The following is a 22,196-nucleotide window of genomic DNA, read 5'->3' on the forward strand; positions in this document are numbered from 1 at the left end:
TTTTCCTAACTTATTTTTTCTATAACCTTTTTTAGCAATATCACTGGATTTACAGTTCAAACATTGAATGTCCATAAAAATCACCAAAACAACCTAAGAATTAACTAATATATATAGATGACGCTAAATAGACAATGTCTAAAGGAAAAAAAGATTATAAATCGCACCTTCATTTTATTGTTAATGATAGTGGAGTTTCTTCATATCTTCAAGATGCTTCTGGAAACAAAGCAGTATTAGAATCAGGAAATGTCAATCCACTGTGTTACATGGATGAAGAAATGGGGTTCACTGTTTCAAAAAGATCCGGTTGTAACACGCAGGGTGGGAAAAACAAATATTGTGGTTTGTATAAAAGCCCACTAGAACTTGTCGTGGATATTGAACAAAAATATGGAGAAATAGTGAGAAGGTATGTTGATCCCGCAAAAATGGATCCCGGGATTATTTATGCACTCATTGCGCAAGAATCAAGAGGGGAACCTAATGCTGATTCAGGAACAGGAGCAGCAGGATTAATGCAGTTTACCAAAGACACTGGATTCAGATATGGTCTTTGTGACGATAAAAAGTGTACAGGAAGAGATGACCGAACTAATCCTGAGAAAAGTATTGCTGCAGGAGTGACGTATTATGGAAGACTTCAAGAGGAGTTCAAGGATTATGCAGAAGGTGATATTTTTGCCATCGCCGCGTACAACGCAGGAAGTGAACTTATCAAGAGAGCAATTGAAAAAACAGAATGGTCTGACCCAACATGGGATCAAGTTGCGGTTATGATTACGCAAGATCTTGTTGGAGATGTGTATGGAACAAAGCATGGAATGGGAAACATAAGTGTCAGAGAAAAGAAAGCATTAGAAATAAAAGACCACGTTAGTAATGTCAGAGGATATTATTCATTTTATATTCCAATAAGAGATAGTAGGGATAGGAGACAAATAGCTGATGACAGAGAGACGGATACAGTAGGAATAAAAGGTCAATAAAAAAAGAATAAAAAATTATAGGAATAAAGATTTAAGGATCACAGCCATCTGGCGTTCCGTCACCATCTGTATCTACGGTATCGTCATATCCTTCACAAACATCATCTTCATCGGAAACACCGTCTCCATCAGAATCTGTTTCAGCTTCCTCTTCCTCATCTTCTATTTCGTCTTCTTCATCTTCAGCGTCATTTTCTGCTTCATTGATGTCATCCTGAAGGTCATCTGCCTGTTCTTCAAGGAAATCTAATTGATCCTGAAGGGAATCTGCTTCTGAGCCTTCAACATCATAAAGGAGATTGTACCATCTGCTGATTTTGGAAAGTTGATATTGGACGTCATCTTCGAGATCATCAAGGTCATCAAAGACATCGTCAATGTCGCTTTCATCGTCCGCGTCATCAATGTCGTCTTCAACATCGTCTAACTCAGATCCAATGTCATCAAGCGCTTCGTCAATTTCATCGATCGCGTTCTCTGCGTTTTCGAGAAGTTGTTCATCTGCGCTGCTTAAAGAAGAGTCATCGTCGTCTTCTTCAGAATCATCTGAAGTTCCAAAGACAAACGTTTGCGTTCCTGTCACTGGCGCAGGATAAGCAAAAGAATATCCTGTAGGAGCATCATTTCGTGATGGCTGTTCTACAGTTGTGTCTGCTGTGCTATCTGTTTCTCCCATAAAGGTGAGAGCGAACAAGAGAGCGCCGAAGCAGAGAATCGTTGTCACTAACAACACTGCAATCATTGCTAAAGGTACTCGTTTTCCCATAGTTGAGGGTAATGAAGCAGGATTTATAAAAGTAGTGTCAAGAGATGAGTTTAGGGGAAAAGTTTAAATGGAAGAAGAGAATAATAAACGGCGAGGGCGGGATTTGAACCCGCGCGTGTCGTGTAACACAAAGGCTTACTCCAAAGCTCTTCACATCGCTGTGGAGAGCTCTTGAGGCCTTCTCCCTAACCATGCTAGGAGACCTCGCCAAAAGACTTAGCTTTTCTTAGAACAAACTTATTATTTGGAATTTAACACTCAACTTACTAAGAGTTAAATTCCTAATATTATGGATTAAAGCTTTAATATCAATCGTGTTGCTTTAATCCAAAATAAAAGAACTTCCGACGAGTTTTCCGAAAATCTTTCGAATAAACCGAAGGATTTACGGATAAAGCGAATAGGTTTCGGTATTTTTGTTTTTTCGCGTGTTTTTTTCGAATATACCGAAAGGATTCTCACATTCATTTCAGTTTTTTAATGTTAAAATAGTCACACTACATACAAAACACGCACTCGCAAAGCGTAAATGTCAGGGGGACCCATTGCCGCGGCAATGGGGTTTATTTGTAATGGAAACATTCCAAAAAAAAGTATTTTCTTCATGAAGGGAAAACGAAAAAAAAGAGACTAAGACAGATACCTTTAAATAACAGAAAGCAATAAACAATAATATGAGCGCGGAAATCTTTATGGGAACAATGATGGTCACTGTCATGCTTCTCTTTTTTGTTTTGGCTATCGGTCTTTTTGTGTTCTGGGTATGGACAATTGTTGATGTCGCGAAACGAGATTTCACGAACAGTAATGAACGATTGATTTGGTTGCTTCTTATTATTTTGCTTGCCCCTATTCCATCTTTGGTTTATTATATTGTCGTCATGCGGCCGAATAATAAAGGCGTTATGAGAGAAGGAAAAACAGAAAAGAAGAAAGGGAAGAAGTAGGTTTTACTGCTTTGAATAGTGTTGATCAAATAGTTTTATTCTAAACAGCCCGTCAAAAAAAGAAGGATCTTCCGCGAATAACCGCTTATAATAAGCATTCGGCTCAATACTTCTCTCAACACAATTTGCGAGAGCATGCGCGATATACGCCGCGGGCTGGATTACGGTAACCTTCCTCTTCGCGCCAGCGCCTAAATCCCGAAGCCGCTGCGGCCGTGTATCCATAAATATAACATCGCTTAAGCGCCTATGCCGCCGCATCCTATCCTCTGCCTGACCCCCAAGAATCGCGTGTGTCGCATAGGTGACAAAGCGTTTTATTTCTCCTGGCAATTTATTTAATGCCTGATTCATTGTACCAAATGTATCAACCATATCATCAGGAACAATACCTGTTTTACCGCGATAATCTGTATCGGTGGGCTCAACAGGGACAAGCATTCCTTTTAACGCGCCAGGATCATTCGCGCGCATTCTTTTTTTATCAATATAGGCGAGAGATGACTGTGTATAGCCGCTCATTTCTCTTACTGTTCTTACAAATTCCAACGCGCCATTATCAGGAGCAATAAAAATAATCCCTTCTCCTTTATTGTCTTTTTCTTCAGAAGTAAGAATATCTGTTGTTTGCAAATATCGCGCTATGAGTGGTGTCGGACTGAGATTAAACGTGTAATGATCCTCTCTTGACCTCCCCAAAAGTCCAAGACAATCCTCAACTATAGATTGAAGATGATCTGAATGATGATGAAGCGTCACAACACCATCACAGCCATGAACCATGAGCGTAAGAAGAACGCTGCTTATGTAATCAGTCTGACCAGCGTGCTTTAATTTGTCGCCATCCAACGATCCCTCTGATAACCTGTTGTACAAACCTATTCCTCTATCCTGCCGTGCGAAAGGAAACTCAGAGAAAACAGCAAAAACCTTGTCAGCGCCAATATGCTTCGCAGTCCGGGCGGCGACAGCCATACGAAAAACCATTTGATCCGGCTGCCAATTGGGATCAGTATCAGGACTCGCGATAAAATAGACGGTCTTTCCCTGGAGCTCATCGCCAAGTTTAGTATGAAAATACCGACACTCACGCCCGCCATCAGTATACGTCTGCGGATTAACTTCTCGCCCATTGCCGGCAATCTCTTCTGGCAAAAGAGTTATTGCGAATTCACCGCTGCTAAACGAAGTAAATTCTATGAGATCATCGCCTATTGGAAGAACACCTTGTGAATTAACAGTATTATAAAAATTGAGAAATCGAGATTTTCGAATCGCGTCCGCGGTCGGGTCGCCTCTTTTTAGAGGAATAACAACGCGCTTTACCACTTCTTCAAGTGTCATCATAAAAACACAATTATTTCTCCATTTTAATAGTTAATCATTTTCCCACAAACAAAATTTTATAAATCATTCCTGCTTCGTTACAACTATGATCATCCTCGGCATAGAATCAACTGCGCACACCTTCGGCATAGGCATCATTAAATCCGTTGGGAAAAAACACATTATTCTCGCAAACGTCAAAGATATTTACACCACAGAAAAAGACGGCATCATTCCCGCGAAAGTCGCTGACCATCATGTAGATGTCTGCGATATTGTTTTCAAGAAAGCGTTGGAAACTGCGAAGATAAAAAAAACAGACATAGACATTATCGCGTTCTCGCAAAGTCCTGGACTTGGTCACACGTTAAGAATCGGCGCGATGTTCGCACGATCGCTTGCGGTCACGCTAAGCAAACCATTAGTAGGAGTCAATCATTGTATCGCGCATCTAGAAATTGGACGATTGCAAACAAAAGCGAAAGATCCCATCCTCCTTTATGTATCCGGCGCGAACACGCAAGTGATTGCCTATGAAGCGGGAAAATATAGAATATTTGGAGAAACGCTGGACATCGGCGTGGGCAATTTTCTCGACACGTTCGCGCGAGCGTTGGGATTAGGGTTTCCAGGCGGTCCGAAGATAGAACAGCTCGCGTTGAAGGGAAAAAAGTACGTAGAGCTTCCCTATGTCGTCAAAGGAATGGATGTCAGCTTTGGCGGAATTCTCACAAATCTCCAAACAAAATTACGAAATAAAGAACACACAAAAGAAGATCTTTGTTATAGCGGCCAAGAAACAGTGTTCAGCATGCTCGTTGAAGTGACAGAACGCGCGCTCGCGCATACAAGAAAAAAAGAAGTGCTCTTAGGAGGCGGTGTCGCGTGCAACAAACGATTGCAGGAAATGGTGAAGATCATGTGCAAAGAACGCGGCGCGAAATCCTATTGTCCAGAAAATCAATTTCTTGTGGATAATGGCGCGATGATCGCGTGGCTCGGCAAATTACAGTTTGACGCGGGAATGGTTCTTAGTGTAGAGAAAGCAATCATCGAACCGTATGTGCGGACAGACGAGATTGTCGTGAAGTGGCGGTGAAAAAAACTGAAATAGTTTATAAATGCTTTTTGAATTCTTTCTGGTGTGAGTAGAGCGCGGGGATTTATTCCATCTACAAAACTTATAAACACGTATTTGGAAGAGATAGGAAAATATCGATTGCTCACAAGAAAAGATGAACAAAGGATAGGAAAAGAACTCACCGGTGAAGCCTGTCTGGAAAAAATGATTGCGGCAAAAACATATGTCTTTGCGCGGGATTATGGAGCGCAGGTCGCTGTTCTCGCGGAAAAAAGCCCTTTCGCAAAACAATGGAGAGCGTATGAAGCGCGTTTTCCAGCGGCGCAGTCAGGAAATGGTACGCTCGAAGAAGAAGTCGCAGCGTTGCGGAAAATGTATAGAGATTCACCAATGCATTATCAGCGATTTCTTGCTGTTACAGCAGGATATCTTAGAGCGATCCAGCCAGAGAGAAAGAAAAAAGCAGGAGAAAAGGCCGAGAAGGCGCAGTGGAATACGCCTATTTCATATCCGAGATGGGGTTCTGTCTGGAAAGCACAGGAAGAAGCGATAGCAAGCCCAAATGAAAAGAGCAGAAAAAAGAAAAAAAAGACAAAATGTGTTCTCTATTTTTCGCCGGAAATGAGAGAAGTCGCTGCGACAGGCAAAGAACTGGAAAACGCGCTTTATCACGCGTACAAACAGCTTATCGCGAACGAAAATAATGCAGGAGAACAATTAGTCCTGGCAAACCTTCGGCTTGTGGTCACAATCGCGAAGCTTTACACGGGAAGAGGTTTGGATTTCGAAGATCTCGTTCAGTATGGAAACATTGGGCTTATGAAATCAGTAGAAAAATTTGATCATAAGCGTGGCTTCAAATTCTCCACGTATGCAATGTGGTGGATACGGCAATCCATTACTCGCGGTTTAGAAAGTGATGGAAAAACAATACGTATTCCTGTGCATAAGATGTCAGACATATATAAACTTCCTAACGTTCATAAGCAGTGTTGGGAAGCGTTGGGAAGAGAACCTACTGAAAGAGAATATGTTGCGTATATTGCGCAAGAACTCAATATCGACGAGGAAAAAGCGCGTATGCTTTTGTCTCAGAGGCATCTTATAACCATTACGTCGCTGGATGGGGTTATTTCTGATACCTCTGAAACACGAGTTGGAGATGTATACCAAGTGCCGGACGCGGGAAGTTCATTAATAAATCATGCGACGCAAAAAGCCGCGGATGCTGCTGAAGATGCCGCAGAGCTTCGCGATCTTATAGACCGCGTCCTTGCAGAACGATTAAATCCACGCGAAGAAAAAATAATTCGAATGAGATGCGGGATTGGAGAACCGAAGGCGTATTCCCTTGAAGAAATTCATTCTTTTTTCGACCTTACCAGAGAAAGAATACGGCAGATAGAGGAAAAAGCGCTGAAAAAGTTGCGTGAATCCGGAAGATGGGGCTATATTCTTGCTCCATTTAATGAATGAAGAAATGAATGAACAAAAATGTGAATGAAAAATCACAAACAGACAATAATCACCTTTTTATATCAGCGACATTTTTCCAATCGCATGGCAAGAGGAAGAGAATCAACAACAACGCAGCAGAAATTAACAGGCGATAACAGAGGAGAAGCGATGAAGAGAGATGCGAAAATTGCTGATGAAAGAGAAAACAATAACGACAAAAAAATAAATAATAACGATAATAATAGTAATTATAAACAAGATAACAATAATAAAACAAAAGCCCCAACTATTTCCGCGTGCATGATTGTCAAAAACGAAGAAAAATTCCTACTTCAATGCCTTGATTCTATAAACAACCTTGTTGATGAAATTATTATTGTAGACACAGGAAGCGCAGATAAAACAAAAGAGATCGCGAAAAAGAATAAAAAAGCAAAATTTTTTGACTTCACATGGAATAATAATTTCGCGGACGCAAGAAATTTCTCTATCAGCAAGGCAACAAAAGATTGGATTCTCTGGATTGACGCGGATGAAACCATCGCGGAAAAAGATCATCCATTCATCAAACAGATTGTCGCGGAAGAAAAATTCCCTGTTGTTGTGCTTGAACAACGGCATTACACAAACAATACCAAAAACCCACAGTACAAAGAAGTTGACGAACGATACAGAGAAGAAGCGAAAGAATTCTCTGGATATTATCCAACATTAATTACAAGACTCTTCAAAAACAAGTTAGGATTGGAGTTTGAAGGAGCAGTGCACGAAACCATTGACAAAAGTATGCAAAAGAAAGGTCTCAAATTCCTAAGAACAGATATTCCAATCCATCATTACCAAGCGTTGAAAGGAGAAAGCGTCGCAAAAGAAAAAAACGAAAAATACGCGGAATTATTGAAAGAAAAAGAAAAAGCTGATCCAAAAGACATCAAAACAATCCATGATCTCGCGATCACGCATCTCCAAAAGAGCGACTACACCACAGCGTTTTCATACTTCAAAAAAATATACGAATTGGATTCAGAATTATTGGAATCCTATTTAGGCATGGGCTTGATCTGGGCAAAACGAGGAGAGTATCAGCGAGCGATCAAATTCTTCTTAATGGCAATGGACAAAAAAACAACACGCACAATTGAACTTTCTATTCCAATCGCAAACGTTCGGGAAAACATTTTATATAATCTCGCGCTTTGTTTCCTCAAAACAAGAGAGCGTGCAAAAGCAGTGCAGATATTCAAAGACATGCTTCGTTTGAACAGCAGATTCTCACCGTTAATTCAGGAAAAATTAAAAGAGATTGGAGCAGTAGGAACGAAGCGTGCAGGGTAAGGATTACCATCCGATCTTTCGAGTGATACACTGTTTTTTTCTTCCATATGAAATGAAGGTTAAAATCAATTTTCTACTTTTTTGTTTTTTTTCTAAAAAATAACCCCATTCACCGAATTTCTCTTCTAATTTTTTTCTTTTTTGCTCGATACTTCGGTTCATGGGTCCCCCTGACAGTAAAAGGTCTTGCTAGCACGTGTATTCTCTTTGCTGATGAGAAAATATTCGCTTTGCTCTTACATGAATCGCCTTATTACATGAGAAGTCGGTGAAAGCCCCGCACTTTAGTGCGGGGATGAAGCCGTTATCTTCTCATGTTTAATAATCCCGACGGCAAAGCCCACGTCTTTATTTCGAAACAAAGTTTCGTAATACTACAAACCAACTCTTTCTAACTTTTCTAGTTGGTTTGAAATAGACGTGGGATACGCCATCTGGGATTATTTTTACTTTTTGGAATCCCTAAATATTTTTATTACCGAATGGGTTTAATACCCCGGAGCTCTGCTGCGGATTCAAAAACCCATGAGCGTAATGACACAAATTCCGTTAAGAAAATTCACCGATACCCCGGAGCTCTGCTCCGATTGGGATGGTGAATTTTTAGGAATTTGTATTCATTTATTGAACTATGAAAAAACAAAATTCTGAAAATGCCGAAGACAATACCTCCACTCCTTATAGAAAATCAACAATTTCACTTGCTAGATCGGATGGCACGATAAGGAGAAAAAGAGAATAATAACCTCCTATAACCAATAACAAGTAATTACTGTTCTAACTCATCCAAACCTTTCTCAAAGCGGTTGGTCAAAAAATATGAAAGCCCTTTTGGCGTGAAATAGACGGTATGCCGCAAGAATTCACCTAACTTGTATGGCTTTGTTTCAACCTCAACCTTCTTCTTGTTTCTGCCAACAGCTTTTTTCTTCAGCACATCAAGAATCGCGTCTGTTGTCGGAGCAGCGTCAATGTGCGTAAAATCTTTTCCAAACATCGAAAGATGATGGACGTCAGAATTACCGACAAGCGGAATTTGTAATTGCGACGCCGCGAAAATCGCCTTTTTGTTAAAGTTGATTGTTTTTGTGTAAAAGTGAGAATGTTCTATGAAATCAAAAAGTTTTGGATGATCGAAAACATTATTTCCAAGACAAGAGGGAAGCACGAAAAAAGGATGAGGCGCGCCAACAAGCACATGATCTTTGAATTGATACAGATCGTCGAGGGTTTTCACTTTCGCTGCTTCTTCTTTGGTAATATTATAGACAAGCGTGTGCTGATTGTTGATCGTCAGTTCAGCGCCCTGCAACAAAGTAATGCCTTTTTTCTTCGCGTAACTTCTCAACTGATTTGTTTCAAAGAGTTTGTTATGCCAAGTAATGCCGAGAACATCAAATTTTTGTTTTGCGGCGATGTTGACAATATCTTGCGCGGTATATTGAATCTGCGTATCAACAGGATCGCCTTTTGTGTGAATGTGTAAGTCTGCTTTGAGCATGAAGGAAGAAGATAACAGTCCATTTTTAAGACTTGTGAAAGGAAGAGTTAAATTTAGAACAAGCAAAAAACAACAACAATGGCACAGACGGTCGTGCTCACGCACGCCCTACTCCGCAAACGAGAACACCTCACTGCGTAAGGTAACCTCGTTCGCTCCGTCTGGCCATGTTGTTTTTTGTTAATAAAAGACAAACGCGCAAGGTCGAACGTTTCTGTGAGACCTTGTGCGTTGAGACGCGAGCATTTGTCGAGCGTCTCTTTTATTATTTAGAAACATTAGAATATAGTAAACGACACAATTGACGCATAAAATATAATATCGTTTATTATTCTAGTAACGGACAACAAGTATGTCTTATTTATGTCCGTTACTAATATTCGAAAAAGTAATCTTCATTCTCTATGAATAATTGTTAATTTTACTTCCACAAAGCTTATAAATAATTGCGCATTAATTTCTGACATGGCAGAGGCATTTGAAAACTATCAAAGCACAAAAGATATTCCTATTGATCCTAAAGCGATAAATCAAGTCATCGGACAAGACGACGCAGTAGAAATTATAAAAAAGGCGGCAGAACAAAGGCGACACGTTCTCTTGATTGGGGAACCAGGAACAGGAAAATCGCTTCTCGGTTTCGCGCTTGCTGAACTGCTTCCAAAAGAAAAATTAGTAGACATTGTCGCGTTTCCAAATCCACATGATGAAAACCAACCATTAATTAGAACAATGCCAAGTGGCACTGCGCGGGATTTAGTCATGCGCGCGCGCATTGAAAGCGCGTCCATGTTCAAGAATCAAAATATTATTTTCCTCGTTGTTGTTTTTATATTATCACTAATCCCATTCTGGTTGTGGAAGACTGGAAAAATTTCTGATGTTATTTTCGCGGCGTCAATTATCACGACAGCTGTTGCGTTTATTGGAGTAGTCTTCGCGATGAATATCGGAAAACGAATGGGCGGCGAACGGGTGCAAATTCCAAAAATCATTGTAGATAATTTTCAGAAAAAACAAGCGCCATTTTTTGACGCGACAGGAGCGCACGCAGGAGCGTTGTTGGGAGACGTCCTTCACGACCCATTCCAATCTGGTGGGTTAGGAACACCTGCGCATGAAAGAATTATCGCGGGAATGATTCACAAAGCGCACATGGGTGTTTTGTTCGTTGATGAAATCGCGACATTACAGCCACACACCCAGCAAGAACTACTAACAGCGTTGCAGGAAGGAAAATACCCCATCACTGGTCAATCAGAGAGAAGCGCGGGCGCGATGGTGCGAACAGAAGTTGTTCCGTGTAATTTTATTCTTGTCGCTGCGGGAAATATGGATACAATGAAGAATATGCATCCTGCGTTACGAAGCAGAATCCGTGGATATGGTTATGAAGTGTATATGAAAGAGACAATGCCGGACACACCAGAAAATAGAATCAAAATCGCGCGCTTTGTTGCGCAGGAAGTCACAAAGGACAAAAAAATTCCTCATTTTGACAGAGAAGCGGTTGAAGCGATTATTGAAGAAGCAAAACGCAGAGCAAACAGAAAAGGTCATATCACCTTACGATTACGAGAACTTGGTGGCATTATTCGAGCAGCAGGAGATCTTGCGACAGAAGAAAAAGCAAAACTCGTTGAACGAAAACATGTCCTTGCGGCGAAAAAACTTGCGCGAACATTAGAGCAGCAGCTTGCTGATAAATATATTGAACGAAAAAAAGAATATGAGATTATAATTACAGAAGGACAAAAAGTGGGCAGAGTAAATGGTCTTGCTGTTATTGGTGGCGGCGACGCGTACTCTGGAATCATCCTTCCTATTGAAGCGGAAGTCACTCCTGGTGGAAAACGAGGAGAATTCATCGCGACAGGAAAGCTTGGAGAGATCGCGAAAGAAGCGGTGAAAAACGTTTCTGCGATTATTAAGAAATATTTCGGTGAAGACATTAAAGAGAAATATGATATTTACATCCAATTCCTGCAAACCTATGAAGGAGTCGAAGGGGATTCCGCAAGCATCGCGGTTGCAGTAGCGATTATCTCTGCGTTGAAAGACGTTCCGATTAAGCAGAGTTACGCGATGACAGGAAGTCTTTCTGTCCGTGGAGAAACATTGCCTGTCGGTGGCGTGACTGCGAAAGTTGAAGCGGCGATTGAAGCAGGAATCAAGAAGGTCATTGTTCCCAAATCAAACCTTCAGGATATTGTTCTTTCTGAAAAACAGCTGGAGAAGATCAAGATCATCCCAGTAGAAACATTAGAAGAAGTATTAGAAGAAGTACTTGACTGGAAAGGCAAAGAAAGTGTTTTTAAGAAGATGTTGAAGAAGTAATTAAAAAAACAACAACACAAGCACAGCAAGCACAATCATGTTTCCAAAATCCGCGATAGATGTCGTAATAGGAATCAAGAAGTTGTTTGGATCTTCTTTCTTTTTGAAAATATAAATCCCTGCAAAGATAGTAACAAAGAAGAGTATAGTGACAAGAATAATGACATCAAAAATAGTGATAAGCATTATCTTAAACGCGAATAATGAAGTAACAAGGAGCGGTGCGCGCGTGAATTTAGAAAGAAGTAGAGCAATTGATGCAGAAAGAACCGCGGTAATGATAGCGATAATAAAGATCTGCCAGAATAAGACTTTGACTTGCTGTTCTTTCCACCATTGTTTTTGTACTTCTCCTTTATGCAACATAGTAGAGAATCGTGAAGCGATAATGGAACCATAATCCCCAACCATATCGTTGAGTGCTGGCAAGAGAATAACAAGCGGAAGCATCGTGAGGAACAACGCCTTAATTTGTTCAAGCGCGAGCCCACCAACAGAGCTAATGATGGACGCGAGGATAATTATTTTAAGACTTTCTTTAAGAATTGTCTTGGGAACGTTCGTGTGCATGCCATATTCTTTGACGTAAAATAATGTTTTCTTGGAAATCCGATGCACATGATGAATCTTATGGATTAACGGATGGTGTTTGTGTCGCAGTACTTTCTGTAATTTTTTTAAGTGATGCCGTGCCTTATGGCGCCTGAAGATCTTGAGATTAAAATTAAAGTTCATAAGATCACCAAGGTAAAGAGAATCGCGGCGATGCTCGTAATATCTCCGAGTGATGTGAGAAATGGTCCCATAATATTGTTTGGATCATGCCCTTTCTTGAAAAGGTAAAACGTTGCGAAGAGCGCAATGGGAATCTCAAGTAAATTTGCGATGAGTCCTGCGATGACAATAATCAAAATGAGTTTGGGGGTATAGTATTCAAACACAAAATAATTCATCAGGAAAACAACAATACCAAGGAGGAAAGAAAGAATAAAGGACAGCAGGAATGACGCGATGACATTTCCATGAATAATATTCTTTTTTGTTTGGTTTGTTCCCTTTGGCTTGATAATGCCCAGAAATAATCCGGAACTTAATCGTGATGCCATGGGCGCGCTGATGTTGGCGCGCATTTCAAGAAAACCTGGCAATAAAATGAGCATGCTTGGAATCAAGAGAAGCTGATCCGTGTAAAGTGCCAGCGCAGAACCTGCGATGAGTCCACCGATAATCGAGACAAGTTGTGACCAGAAGATTTCTTTGAAGTTTTCATCAAAGATTTTGTATTGAACCTTGGAGAGTTCTTTGGGCATAAAGAAACTTTTGAGATGATTTTGCTTAAATAAGTTTGGATTTTTTGTTACTGAAGATAGACGAAATACGCTGTTTTAACAGAATTTATAAAAAATAGAATACGCACGATATTTATGAAATCCATGATCGGAATAGTTTGTCAAGAGTTAGAAAAGACCTGGAAAAACATACGACTCTTTGCTTTTAACAATAGAACTATTTTTGAAATACTTTTTATTCTTTTGTATGCACTTCTTCAGATTGCTTTGATTTTTTTTGTTGAGGTCTATCCTATTAAAATCACCTTTATCCTTTCCGTCTTTGCGATTTTAGTACTTTCTCTCTTTGCGCTTCATAAATTACTGATGGAATCAAGAATAAGATTATTGGAAAATCGAGTAGCTGAAATGACTCTTGGAAAAGAAGCCCTGTTATCCATAATAAGAGAGATTTATGAAAGTTACAGTAAAATACACACAGAAGCAAGATCAGAATCAAAAAGTATATATAATAAAAGAGAGGATAAAATATTATGAAATCTAATAATAACAAAGAATTTGAAAAATATTTGGATGAAGAGAAAAAAAAGGTAGATGCGCTTATGAAGCGCGCAGAGGAAGCAAGCAAACGTTTTGATGATATAGTACGCGAGTTTCGCCAGGGCTGCTAATTGGTCGAAATGCTTATAAATTATATACGAATTTCTTAAATAATGAGATTAGACGAACTTGTTGCTTCAGCGTTTCAAGGAGAACTTGAAATCGATGTCCATAGAGTAACTCCTGTTAACGGTTCTGGAAAAAGCCAGTTTCGCGGGATTGTCAATTACGCGAATGGTTCTGGTATTGTGCATCAAGGTGTTTTAGATCTGCTTGTTAATGGTGCTGAAGCAGACGTTTCTTTTGATACGATGTATGTCGATACAATTCCTATTCCTTCTAACCTTGGAATAAATGATTCATTTCCAGTGACTTATGTTTCACATCATGAAACAGAAGGCAATGGGAGAATGCCAATAAAGATTATTTCGATTGGAAAGAGTGAAGGAGAAGAAACAGCTCCTCTCCAAAAAATAGAGTATGCTTCATTAACAGCTGAAAGTGATGGATTAGTAATGCTTCTTCCAAATGTTGCTATTGTAGACAGGGAAATGCTTGAGAATAGGGGTCTTACTGAGGGGCGAGCAAGAGATAGAACGCATAACAGCAAGAAGTATGGATTTCTGCGATACAATGCTGTTGTTTCTGGAAAAATGCGAACACAGATTCTTGTTCCATATGAAGCAAGGACTGTTTTCTTTGGTGACAAAGAAATAGAACAACATGTATTTTCAGGAGTTCGACTCATTCCAAAAGAAAGACTAGAAAAATATTGTAAGAGAGAAGAAATTTCTCTCCCGAAGAAAGTGAGTATTCCTGAAATCAGAATAGAAGATGTTTCTTATGTTCCTGCTTCAGTAATTGATCTGTTTAAAACAACGAAAAGGTCACAAAGAGGTCATCCCAAAGGAGGAGAAGAAGTCAATGCTTCTGTCCAATATACACTTGAAGAAAAAGGACTTATCACAGTGGTAAAAGAGATTGCGGAGCTAGATAGAATAGAACTCTGGACAAAGACTAAAATAAAGTCGCAAGGATACGCAGGACAAGTACTTCGCCGAGAAACAGAAAGACATGGATTTGTCGATTACGCAACGCATACCAAAACAGGCTCTCTCAAGCGAGTAACACTTGTTCCAAAAGGAAGCGAAGAAAGAATTTACAAAGGATTAACATTTGATACATTTATAGATCTTGAATTAATTGCAAAAGAAAGTGTTCAAGCGTATACAGCAGAAAAAGGACACGCAGAAATAAACCCCATAAAGGCATCAGTAATAAGAATACAGGGGAGAGAATATTATCTCGCAAGCCAAATTGAAGAAATAATGAAAGAAGAGCAAGGGCAAGTTTCTAAAAAAGAAAAGAAGCAAAAAGTGAAAAAAGAAGAAGAAGGGAAGCCACTACAACCTTCTTTAGAAGGAACTGCACAAATAAAATACCATACAATAACAAGAACAGTGAATGGAATAGAAATATACGTCATGAAAGACGTTGCGACAGTGAGCAGAGAGCTTCTCCTGCAAAAAGGATTAACTGATAATCAAACACAGGGGGCACTTTATGACAGCGTAAAATTCAGAGGATTCGTAAACTATGAAAGCAGAACAAATGGCAAGCGAATATATGTTCTTGTTCCAAAAGAGAGCGTAGGTGTATTCCGCAAAGATCTCGTTTTAGAAGAAGAGCATTTTAGAAACATTGAATTACTTGCAGAAGAAAGTGTTGCTGCGTATGTAAAGCAATATGTAACTGGAGAGAATGAAGCGATCAAAAATAAAATAAAAGAAAGTCAAACAATGAGAAAAGATGGAAAAATCTATGTGTTAAAAGAAAGCATTGATGCTATTTTGAAAGAAGTAGGAATTGATAGTTCAGTAAAAGCAGAGACGAGAGATAAAGCAAAGGGAGAGAGAAAGAAAAAAGATGCTTCTGTTGATACTATAATTAATATCCATGAATACAGACCTTTAGGAACAACAGAGAAGAATGTCTATACTTATGATGGAAAAAGTGCGCCACTCTTTGATGAAGCAGAGAACGTTGTAAAATATGGAGAAATTTTCAATCCATTTACTCCCGAGCATCTTACAGGAGGGGCAAGAAGCACATACCAAGATGCGATGCGGGATAAAATCCTCCGAACAACTGCCGCAAAAGACAGAAGAGATAAAGAAGGAAATCCTGTTCCTGAAACAGAAGTAGGAAGAGGAAAAAAGCATTATCTTGAAACAAAAGTTGCAAATCTGTGTATTATGTATTTAGTGGATCAAGGATATACAATGCCTGCAAAAGTTGAATAAGAAAAGACAGAAAGGAAAATGGTAGAACCAAATTATAGCCGAGAACTTCTTCATTACATTCCAGATCCTTCTAAAAGAGAAATGAAAGCAGGAAGAATAGAAGGACTTGAAACAGCAGTTCTTAGAGCAGTGCAAAAATCAGTACAACCATTAATGACAGCGATATCTCTTGAAAATGTTGATGCATATCTTTCGCAGAAATATGGAAAAGAGATTGTACTGAATGGACAAGGAGAAGCGTTGAAAGCGTATGAATATGAAGGAAAAAGATTTTACAGAAGAAGTGATTTAGATGCGTTAGAGATTACTATTCCTAAAGAAATTCCCACGCCTCCTGTGCAAGAGGATAAAGAAGAGAAGAATCCGCCTCCAGAACTCAGGAAAGATGAAGAAACAATAATTCCTGCAGAAAAAGAGATTGAAGAAGGAAAGGAACAAGAAGAAGAACCTAAAGCAAGAGAACCTATCGCTCCAAAAGCTGAACCAGTGCCTCCTCCTGTATACACAAACGCAGAGCGAACAGAAAGATTTCTTCCTCCTTCTCGCGATGAAATCGAAATAACACCCGCGATGCTTTTGTATCACGCGCTTGCGCGATATGGTGTTCTTGAAAAAGGAAATAAAGAAGGTGTTGCAAGAGTAGAAGAAGCATTGGAGTATATCAGTCATCTTCAAAGAGGGATTCTAGAATTATATTATGTCAAAGGTGGCGTTGCGAGAAGAATAGAAGAAAGATTTGGAATAACGCACAGCCAATACATCAGAGAAAGAAAAACCGCTGAAGATATTATGAAGGCAGTTCTTGCGGGAACCTATAATCCTTTAGCAAAAAGAGAAACAAAAGAGAAACCTCCAAGACCAAGCGAAACAACACACCTGAAAAAAGAAAGCAAGTATGGTGATGATCCTCTGCAATGGTATAAAGATCATTGTAGTGGCATGACAAGAACAGAACTTCAAAAAAAGCATAAAGGATTGTATGCGCGTTTACACCAACTGAACCTTATAGAGCACGTTCCGAAAAAAGAGAGATACGCAAGAAGAAGCAATGATGAAGAAACAGAAGAACCTGATGAAGAAGAACAGAAACCCACGCAAAAGAAAAAACCTGCTGAAGCAAAACCTCAACGTATGTCAGAAAGACAAAAAGATCTTCTCAGAAGATTTGCGGAACATCGAGCAACGCATGGAAAACCAGAAGACGAAGAACTAACACCAGAAATAGAAGGAGAAAGATTATACTACGCGACAAAGCAATGGAAAACAGTTGCCGCGTTGGAAGATGCTTTGAATAAATCACATGCACAAGCAAATCAGATAGACAAACTCCGTGGGAAAAAGCTTCCTGATGATTTCGCGAGAATTACCGATGGAGACGCGACTATTGATTTCCTTGTTCGAGATGAATGCTATGCAATTGCAGATGTATATGTACGTGAAGTATACACACGAGCTGTTGAAGGAGTAGTATGGCCAATCTCTGATGAACATATCCAGAAACAAGAAAAAGAAAATCCAAGAGATCCAAAGAAAAAAATAAAAGTGAAAGAAGAAGAAATTCGAGCAGGATTTGTTGCTGCGTATGAAGCATATCTAAAAAAACCATCAGAAGACGCGCTTATCGCGCTTTTCAAGAATACGCCAAGACTTTCGAGGGGATATATTGCGACAGTGGGATGGTATTTTGCGAGTAAGGATGAGAAAGACGAAAAAAGAAAAGGAGATTGGAATGGAAGCAAATGGAGATATACGCCAACATGGAAAGACGCGTGGACTTTTTTTGTTCCTGATAAAAATATACATAGAAAGAAAAGAACTGGAACACCTGTTTTGCTTTCAGAACCACAATTTGGACATCTCTTAGAAGGAAGTACAGAAAAAGTATTGCGAAGCAGATACAGGCAACTGTGGTACCACGCGGAAACAGCGCGAGGGAATACAGTAACAAAATACACAGGATTTGCTGTTTCACAAGCAAAAAAGTTTGATTGGACAGAAATTCCTCTTAGCGACAGAATCAGTCTCGCGAAAGAAGGACTTCTTCGCGCGTCACAAAAATATGATCCAACTTCTGACAGCAATTTTGCGACATATGCGTCACATTGGATAAAAGCAATGATTACGCGAGAACATAGAGGGTCAAGTAATATTCGAATTACCGCAAACATGTGGGAAAAGATTTTCAAAATCCAAAGAGAGATAAAAGATATTAAGAAAGACGACCTAGATATTGATGAAGAAGAATTATACGCGCTTGTTCAAGAAAGAACAGGTATTGCGCGTGAAACCATAAAGACTGCGCTGCAAGCAGTAGCGGATTATAATAGCGTAGTATCACTCGATGACAAAGCATATAGTGAAGCGGGAAGCAAAGGAAGAAATGAAAAGCGACTGAGTGATATGATCGCTGATAAAAGCGCGATTGGCGTAGATGAAGAAGCTGTTCAGAAAGATCAAGGAGAAAACCTCAAAAGAGCTCGCAATGGACTAACAGAACGAGAGAATTATGTTTTAGACAGAAGATTTGATGGAGGAGATTGGGAAGGACAAACACTTTCTGAAGTAGGAAAAGAGATGGGATTGAGTAGAGAACGAGTAAGACAGATTCAACTGGATGCATTAGATAAACTTCGAGGAGAGCTTAACAAACCAGCTCCAAGAATATCTGAAGAAGATAAAGCTTCTTCAAATGATACAGGGAAACAAAGAAAAGCAGTAGCTCTTAGAGAACATAGAGAAGAAGATATGATCGTTGGTACAGCAATCCCAAACACATACACAGGACAAGCATATTCACCAGAAGATCCAGAGACACAAGAAATCACAAGAAGATTTACTCCCTCCAGCAGAGATATTGTTGAACGCTATTACATGAGAGGAGAGTCCTTAGTAAAAATCAGAGCAGATACAAAACAACCTCTTGAACACATCGTTAGACTTCTTGAAAACGCAGGCAAACTTCTTCCAAAGTAAATTCTCTCCGAAATATTTATATTCTTCAGAAAAAGAAAGGGCGCTGAGGCGGGGAATCGAACCCCGATAGGCGCTAACCTAATGGTTCACTCGTGCTCTCTGTGTGAACAGGGAGCATTTGAGACCATTGCCCTTCCAATTAGGCGTCCTCAGCATAGCACTTTCTTAAAACAAACATATTAAAGTAAGTATCGACGAGAATTCCGAAAATCTTACGAACATTCCGAAGGATTTTCGGTTTTAGCGAATATGTTTCGCCAAGATTCCAAAAGTGGCAGAAATTTTCGGACATACCGAAAGAGGTTTAAAAGAAAATCTACTTTCCCTTCTTCTTAAATCTCGAAAAATACACAATACTAAACAATAGAATTACAGGAATAACTAATGGAATGTAAAAGTACCATTGCGATTTCACATCTTCAATGTCAGAAACAATAATAGGAACAATCTCTTCACTTTCCGCAGTGTTCAAAGGAAGATTAACATCATACTCTACAGTTTGTGTCGTGTCAACAGCGGAAAAGTGCCACATCATAACTGGATCAACATCAAGAACAGAATAATTACCCGCAAGAGTGAGATTGTTCAAGTGGCTGACAACTTCCTTTGGAAGGACAGCATAGAGAGAAACCTCTTTGCCAATCGCGGATGCGATTGCTGGTTTCACACTCAAGCGAATACGCGTGTGTTCTTCTTCTTCTCCAGTAAATTTATTTCGGACAGTGATAGTCGTGACATATTTCTTGACAGTAAAAAAAGTGGAGCTTGTTTGATATTCCTGCTGACTCACAGAAACACTGTCCAAATCTTCCTGACGAACAACATAAGAGGAAGTTTGTTCTCCCTCACTGGAAAGTAATTCATAGTAATCATCAAGGTTGACCGCGATGTAAAAGATCGCGCTATCGCTGCCAAGTTGATTCCCTGCAGCGTCATAAGCAATAACAGTAAGATTCTGGAAAGCGCTCAAGTAGCCGATCAAATCAAGGGGCTCAAGATCATCTGATTTAAATTCGATAATAGAATTATCAGGAACTGCGTCCCGCATGCTCATGTTGCCGACATACTGCACCCATTCATTGTTTCGCATAATTCTATAATACGCGACATTTTCAGAAACAGAAACGTTCAAACGAAGATGATGCGCTTTTCCACCTGTTCTGGGATAATCAAAGTAGGTCTCGCTCCATGGACCGTAGGTAACCCCATCTTCTGGGAAGTTGAGGGTAATCGCAGACGCTGTTTCCTGACCGAAAATTGTTGGAAGAAAGAAAAGTGTGACTAAGAAAAGAATACTAAAATAGGAAACACACCTCTTCATAGCTGTATTTTGAAAATATGACTATAAATAGTTTGCTAAAAAAACAATACGCGAAAAATGAGGAAAACTTTATATTCTTTAGAGAAAAAGAAGACGCTGAGGCGGGGAATTGAACCCCGAAAGGCCCTGACAGACCTTATGGTTCACTCATGCTCTTTGTTGAGCAAAGAGCATTTGAGACCATTGCCCTACCAATTAGGCGTCCTCAGCAAAATACATGTCAATTTCTTAGAACAAACATATTAAAATCTCTTCCGACGGTTATTCCGAAAATCTTACGGACATTCCGAAGGATTTTCGGATAAGGCGAATACGTTTCGGTATTTTTGTTTTTTCGCATGTTTTTTTCGAATACACCGAAAAGAATAGGAACAAAAATCACGAAACAATCCAAATCCGCAACATATAAATACTCCTAAACGACAAAAAAGCCATGGAACAACAGGAAGAGCTGAAGACAGAAGTAGATGCATTTTTGGAATTAGTCAAAAAGTACAGAAAAATGTCGCTTATCGACGCTGCGAAAGAAATGAATGTCCCTGTCCAAACCATCCAGTTGTGGGCAGATTTTCTTGTCGAAGAAGGAATTTTAGGAATCGAATACAAATTTACCACGCCGTATGTCTTTATACTTGAAGAAAAGAAAGGAAAAGGCGGACTGGGCTTTATCGGTTTTGATACAAAAGAAGTGTTTTATGATAAAGCGAAGAAGAAAGGCATTAAAGAACAACAAATCAGAATCCTCTGGCTCAAATATCTCAACGCGAATGAAGATTCCATGAAAAAAGTGTTTGAAGATAAAGCGCGGGAGCGCGGCATTCCTAGCCAGAAAGTCCCTACACTATGGAAAAAATATTACGCGTACTTAAAAAGTGAAGCAGAAGAAAGTACCTAAAAAATTCATGAGATGAAAAACAATGGACATTGACGAATTTTTAGAATCAGAAGGAAGTCCTGAAGAAAAAGGAGGACGAAAGGAGTTAGTAGAAAAACAGTCCGCAGAATTTATTACTGATCTTTCTCTTGAAGGCCAAGTCGCGAAAATCCGTGAACTCATGCAGGCAAAACGCTACAAGGACGCGGAAAAAGTATATTTTACTGTCAAAGAACAATACGCGACGCTTGCAAAGAGACAGGAAGAAGCGCGAAGAAAAATCCACAGAGAACTCACCGCGATCAACAAAGAACTCCTCGAGCATTTAGACAAAGTGAAAGGAGAAATGGAACAGCGAACAATGGTCATTAATGATTTGCTCAGCAAAGCGCAGCAATATATGCTGCAAGGCAACACAGAAAAAGCAAATCAGTTATACCTCCAAGTGAGAGAAATTTTCAAACAGATTCCAGACGCGTTCGCGGAACGAAAAATGCTTATCGAAAACCAAATTCTCACATTCTACTCACAACTGGTGAATGAGTTCAACAAAAAGAATTATGGAGTATTGCTTCAAAAGCGCGATGAGATTATGCGCCATGTAGAAATCGCGACAAACTTCGTGAATCTTGGAAAAGGTCCTGACGCAAAAAAAGCGTACGCGACAATCAACAAACTCTACAATGAACTTCCTGACGGATTTATGTACGAAAAAGCGATTATTTACAAAAGAGTGCTAGCGCTCCATCAACTCATTGAAGAAGGATCGATGCGAATAGGAACAGGAAGCATGGACGCAGAGTTTGGGTCAATGGATGCGCTTCCTCCTATGGAAAGAACACTTGCAACAACGAATGGTTCTCAAAAATTTGAATCAATGCCCGAAGAAAGTGAAAAGAAAGTTGAAGCACCGCCTGCTCCTATAAGCGCGGAACCTGCGAAAAAGAAAGGCATCTTTGGATTCTTCAAGAGAGAAAAAGGAATACAAGCCGCGCCAGAGCCTGCGCACCAGCAAATCCCTGTTCAGCTCAAACAAAAGAAAGCAATGGACACGCCACCATTGCCGATGTAACATAACAAATGTAATGATCACTGC

At 39.7% G+C, this 22,196-nt stretch carries 18 protein-coding genes and 2 tRNA genes; 12 read left to right on the top strand and 8 right to left on the bottom strand.

Going from position 1 to position 22,196, the window contains the following annotated elements; genetic code table 11:
• Positions 1-134 precede the first annotated feature (134 nt).
• Complete coding sequence (locus HZC31_06505) at positions 135-989, top strand: lytic transglycosylase domain-containing protein (GenBank protein MBI5003012.1); 855 nt, start codon at positions 135-137, stop codon at positions 987-989.
• A 31-nt stretch (positions 990-1,020) separates the two neighbouring features.
• On the opposite strand, the gene HZC31_06510 is transcribed toward HZC31_06505, so the two are convergent.
• Positions 1,021-1,755, bottom strand: coding sequence for a hypothetical protein (locus tag HZC31_06510; GenBank protein MBI5003013.1), 735 nt, complete (start codon positions 1,753-1,755; stop codon positions 1,021-1,023).
• A gap of 88 nt (positions 1,756-1,843) precedes the next feature.
• Positions 1,844-1,964: transfer RNA gene (locus tag HZC31_06515), tRNA-Leu, on the bottom strand.
• A 465-nt stretch (positions 1,965-2,429) separates the two neighbouring features.
• Between HZC31_06515 and HZC31_06520 the strand changes: the two genes are divergently transcribed.
• Positions 2,430-2,702: a PLDc N-terminal domain-containing protein gene (locus HZC31_06520; GenBank protein MBI5003014.1), complete on the top strand. Its 273-nt coding sequence runs from the start codon at positions 2,430-2,432 to the stop codon at positions 2,700-2,702.
• A 3-nt stretch (positions 2,703-2,705) separates the two neighbouring features.
• Here the strand turns inward: HZC31_06520 and HZC31_06525 are convergent, their stop codons facing one another.
• The gene (locus HZC31_06525) at positions 2,706-4,049 is read right to left on the bottom strand and encodes a hypothetical protein (protein MBI5003015.1); all 1,344 of its coding nucleotides are present in this window, start codon (positions 4,047-4,049) and stop codon (positions 2,706-2,708) included.
• 85 nt (positions 4,050-4,134) lie between these two features.
• Here HZC31_06525 and HZC31_06530 point away from each other — a divergent pair, with 85 nt between their 5' ends.
• The 3 genes from HZC31_06530 (at position 4,135) to HZC31_06540 (ending at position 7,902) form a co-directional block, all read left to right on the top strand.
• Entirely contained in the window at positions 4,135-5,127 is a 993-nt protein-coding gene (locus HZC31_06530; protein ID MBI5003016.1) for a bifunctional N(6)-L-threonylcarbamoyladenine synthase/serine/threonine protein kinase, read from the top strand.
• A 45-nt stretch (positions 5,128-5,172) separates the two neighbouring features.
• A complete protein-coding gene (locus tag HZC31_06535) occupies positions 5,173-6,585 on the top strand; it encodes a sigma-70 family RNA polymerase sigma factor (protein ID MBI5003017.1) in 1,413 nt (470 codons plus the stop codon).
• A gap of 84 nt (positions 6,586-6,669) precedes the next feature.
• Entirely contained in the window at positions 6,670-7,902 is a 1,233-nt protein-coding gene (locus HZC31_06540; protein ID MBI5003018.1) for a glycosyltransferase, read from the top strand.
• A gap of 769 nt (positions 7,903-8,671) precedes the next feature.
• Here the strand turns inward: HZC31_06540 and HZC31_06545 are convergent.
• The gene (locus HZC31_06545) at positions 8,672-9,403 is read right to left on the bottom strand and encodes a PHP domain-containing protein (protein ID MBI5003019.1); all 732 of its coding nucleotides are present in this window, start codon (positions 9,401-9,403) and stop codon (positions 8,672-8,674) included.
• Between the two features lie 465 nt (positions 9,404-9,868).
• On the opposite strand from HZC31_06545, the gene lonB reads away from it, so the two are divergent.
• Positions 9,869-11,740, top strand: a complete 1,872-nt coding sequence (lonB, locus tag HZC31_06550; GenBank protein MBI5003020.1) for an ATP-dependent protease LonB — start codon at positions 9,869-9,871, stop codon at positions 11,738-11,740.
• Here lonB and HZC31_06555 read toward each other — a convergent pair whose 3' ends face one another.
• Positions 11,741-12,475, bottom strand: a complete 735-nt coding sequence (locus HZC31_06555; protein ID MBI5003021.1) for a magnesium transporter — start codon at positions 12,473-12,475, stop codon at positions 11,741-11,743.
• A complete protein-coding gene (locus HZC31_06560; GenBank protein MBI5003022.1) occupies positions 12,472-13,050 on the bottom strand; it encodes a magnesium transporter in 579 nt (192 codons plus the stop codon). Before HZC31_06560 ends, HZC31_06555 begins: the two co-directional genes overlap by 4 nt.
• A gap of 114 nt (positions 13,051-13,164) precedes the next feature.
• On the opposite strand from HZC31_06560, the gene HZC31_06565 reads away from it, so the two are divergent.
• The 4 genes from HZC31_06565 to HZC31_06580 are packed head-to-tail and all read left to right on the top strand — an operon-like array spanning position 13,165 to position 18,905.
• Positions 13,165-13,566 carry a hypothetical protein gene (locus HZC31_06565; GenBank protein MBI5003023.1) on the top strand — a complete coding sequence of 134 codons (402 nt, stop codon included), beginning with the start codon at positions 13,165-13,167 and terminating at the stop codon, positions 13,564-13,566.
• A complete protein-coding gene (locus HZC31_06570; protein ID MBI5003024.1) occupies positions 13,563-13,700 on the top strand; it encodes a hypothetical protein in 138 nt (45 codons plus the stop codon). Before HZC31_06565 ends, HZC31_06570 begins: the two co-directional genes overlap by 4 nt.
• A 42-nt stretch (positions 13,701-13,742) precedes the next feature.
• Complete coding sequence (locus HZC31_06575) at positions 13,743-15,932, top strand: hypothetical protein (GenBank protein MBI5003025.1); 2,190 nt, start codon at positions 13,743-13,745, stop codon at positions 15,930-15,932.
• Positions 15,933-15,950: 18 nt separating this feature from the next.
• On the top strand, positions 15,951-18,905 hold the full coding sequence (locus HZC31_06580; GenBank protein MBI5003026.1) for a sigma-70 family RNA polymerase sigma factor: 2,955 nt from the start codon (positions 15,951-15,953) through the stop codon (positions 18,903-18,905).
• Between the two features lie 316 nt (positions 18,906-19,221).
• On the opposite strand, the gene HZC31_06585 is transcribed toward HZC31_06580, so the two are convergent.
• Together HZC31_06585 and HZC31_06590 are read right to left on the bottom strand one after the other, a co-directional pair.
• Positions 19,222-20,226 carry a hypothetical protein gene (locus tag HZC31_06585; GenBank protein ID MBI5003027.1) on the bottom strand — a complete coding sequence of 335 codons (1,005 nt, stop codon included), beginning with the start codon at positions 20,224-20,226 and terminating at the stop codon, positions 19,222-19,224.
• A gap of 94 nt (positions 20,227-20,320) precedes the next feature.
• Positions 20,321-20,436: transfer RNA gene (locus HZC31_06590), tRNA-Leu, on the bottom strand.
• A gap of 223 nt (positions 20,437-20,659) precedes the next feature.
• Between HZC31_06590 and HZC31_06595 the strand changes: the two genes are divergently transcribed.
• Together HZC31_06595 and HZC31_06600 are read left to right on the top strand one after the other, a co-directional pair.
• Positions 20,660-21,121 carry a hypothetical protein gene (locus HZC31_06595; GenBank protein MBI5003028.1) on the top strand — a complete coding sequence of 154 codons (462 nt, stop codon included), beginning with the start codon at positions 20,660-20,662 and terminating at the stop codon, positions 21,119-21,121.
• A gap of 22 nt (positions 21,122-21,143) precedes the next feature.
• Complete coding sequence (locus HZC31_06600) at positions 21,144-22,172, top strand: hypothetical protein (protein MBI5003029.1); 1,029 nt, start codon at positions 21,144-21,146, stop codon at positions 22,170-22,172.
• Positions 22,173-22,196 lie beyond the last annotated feature (24 nt).

The organism is Candidatus Woesearchaeota archaeon (assembly GCA_016214075.1).
Taxonomy (GTDB): Archaea; Nanobdellota; Nanobdellia; order Woesearchaeales; family DSVV01; genus JACRPI01.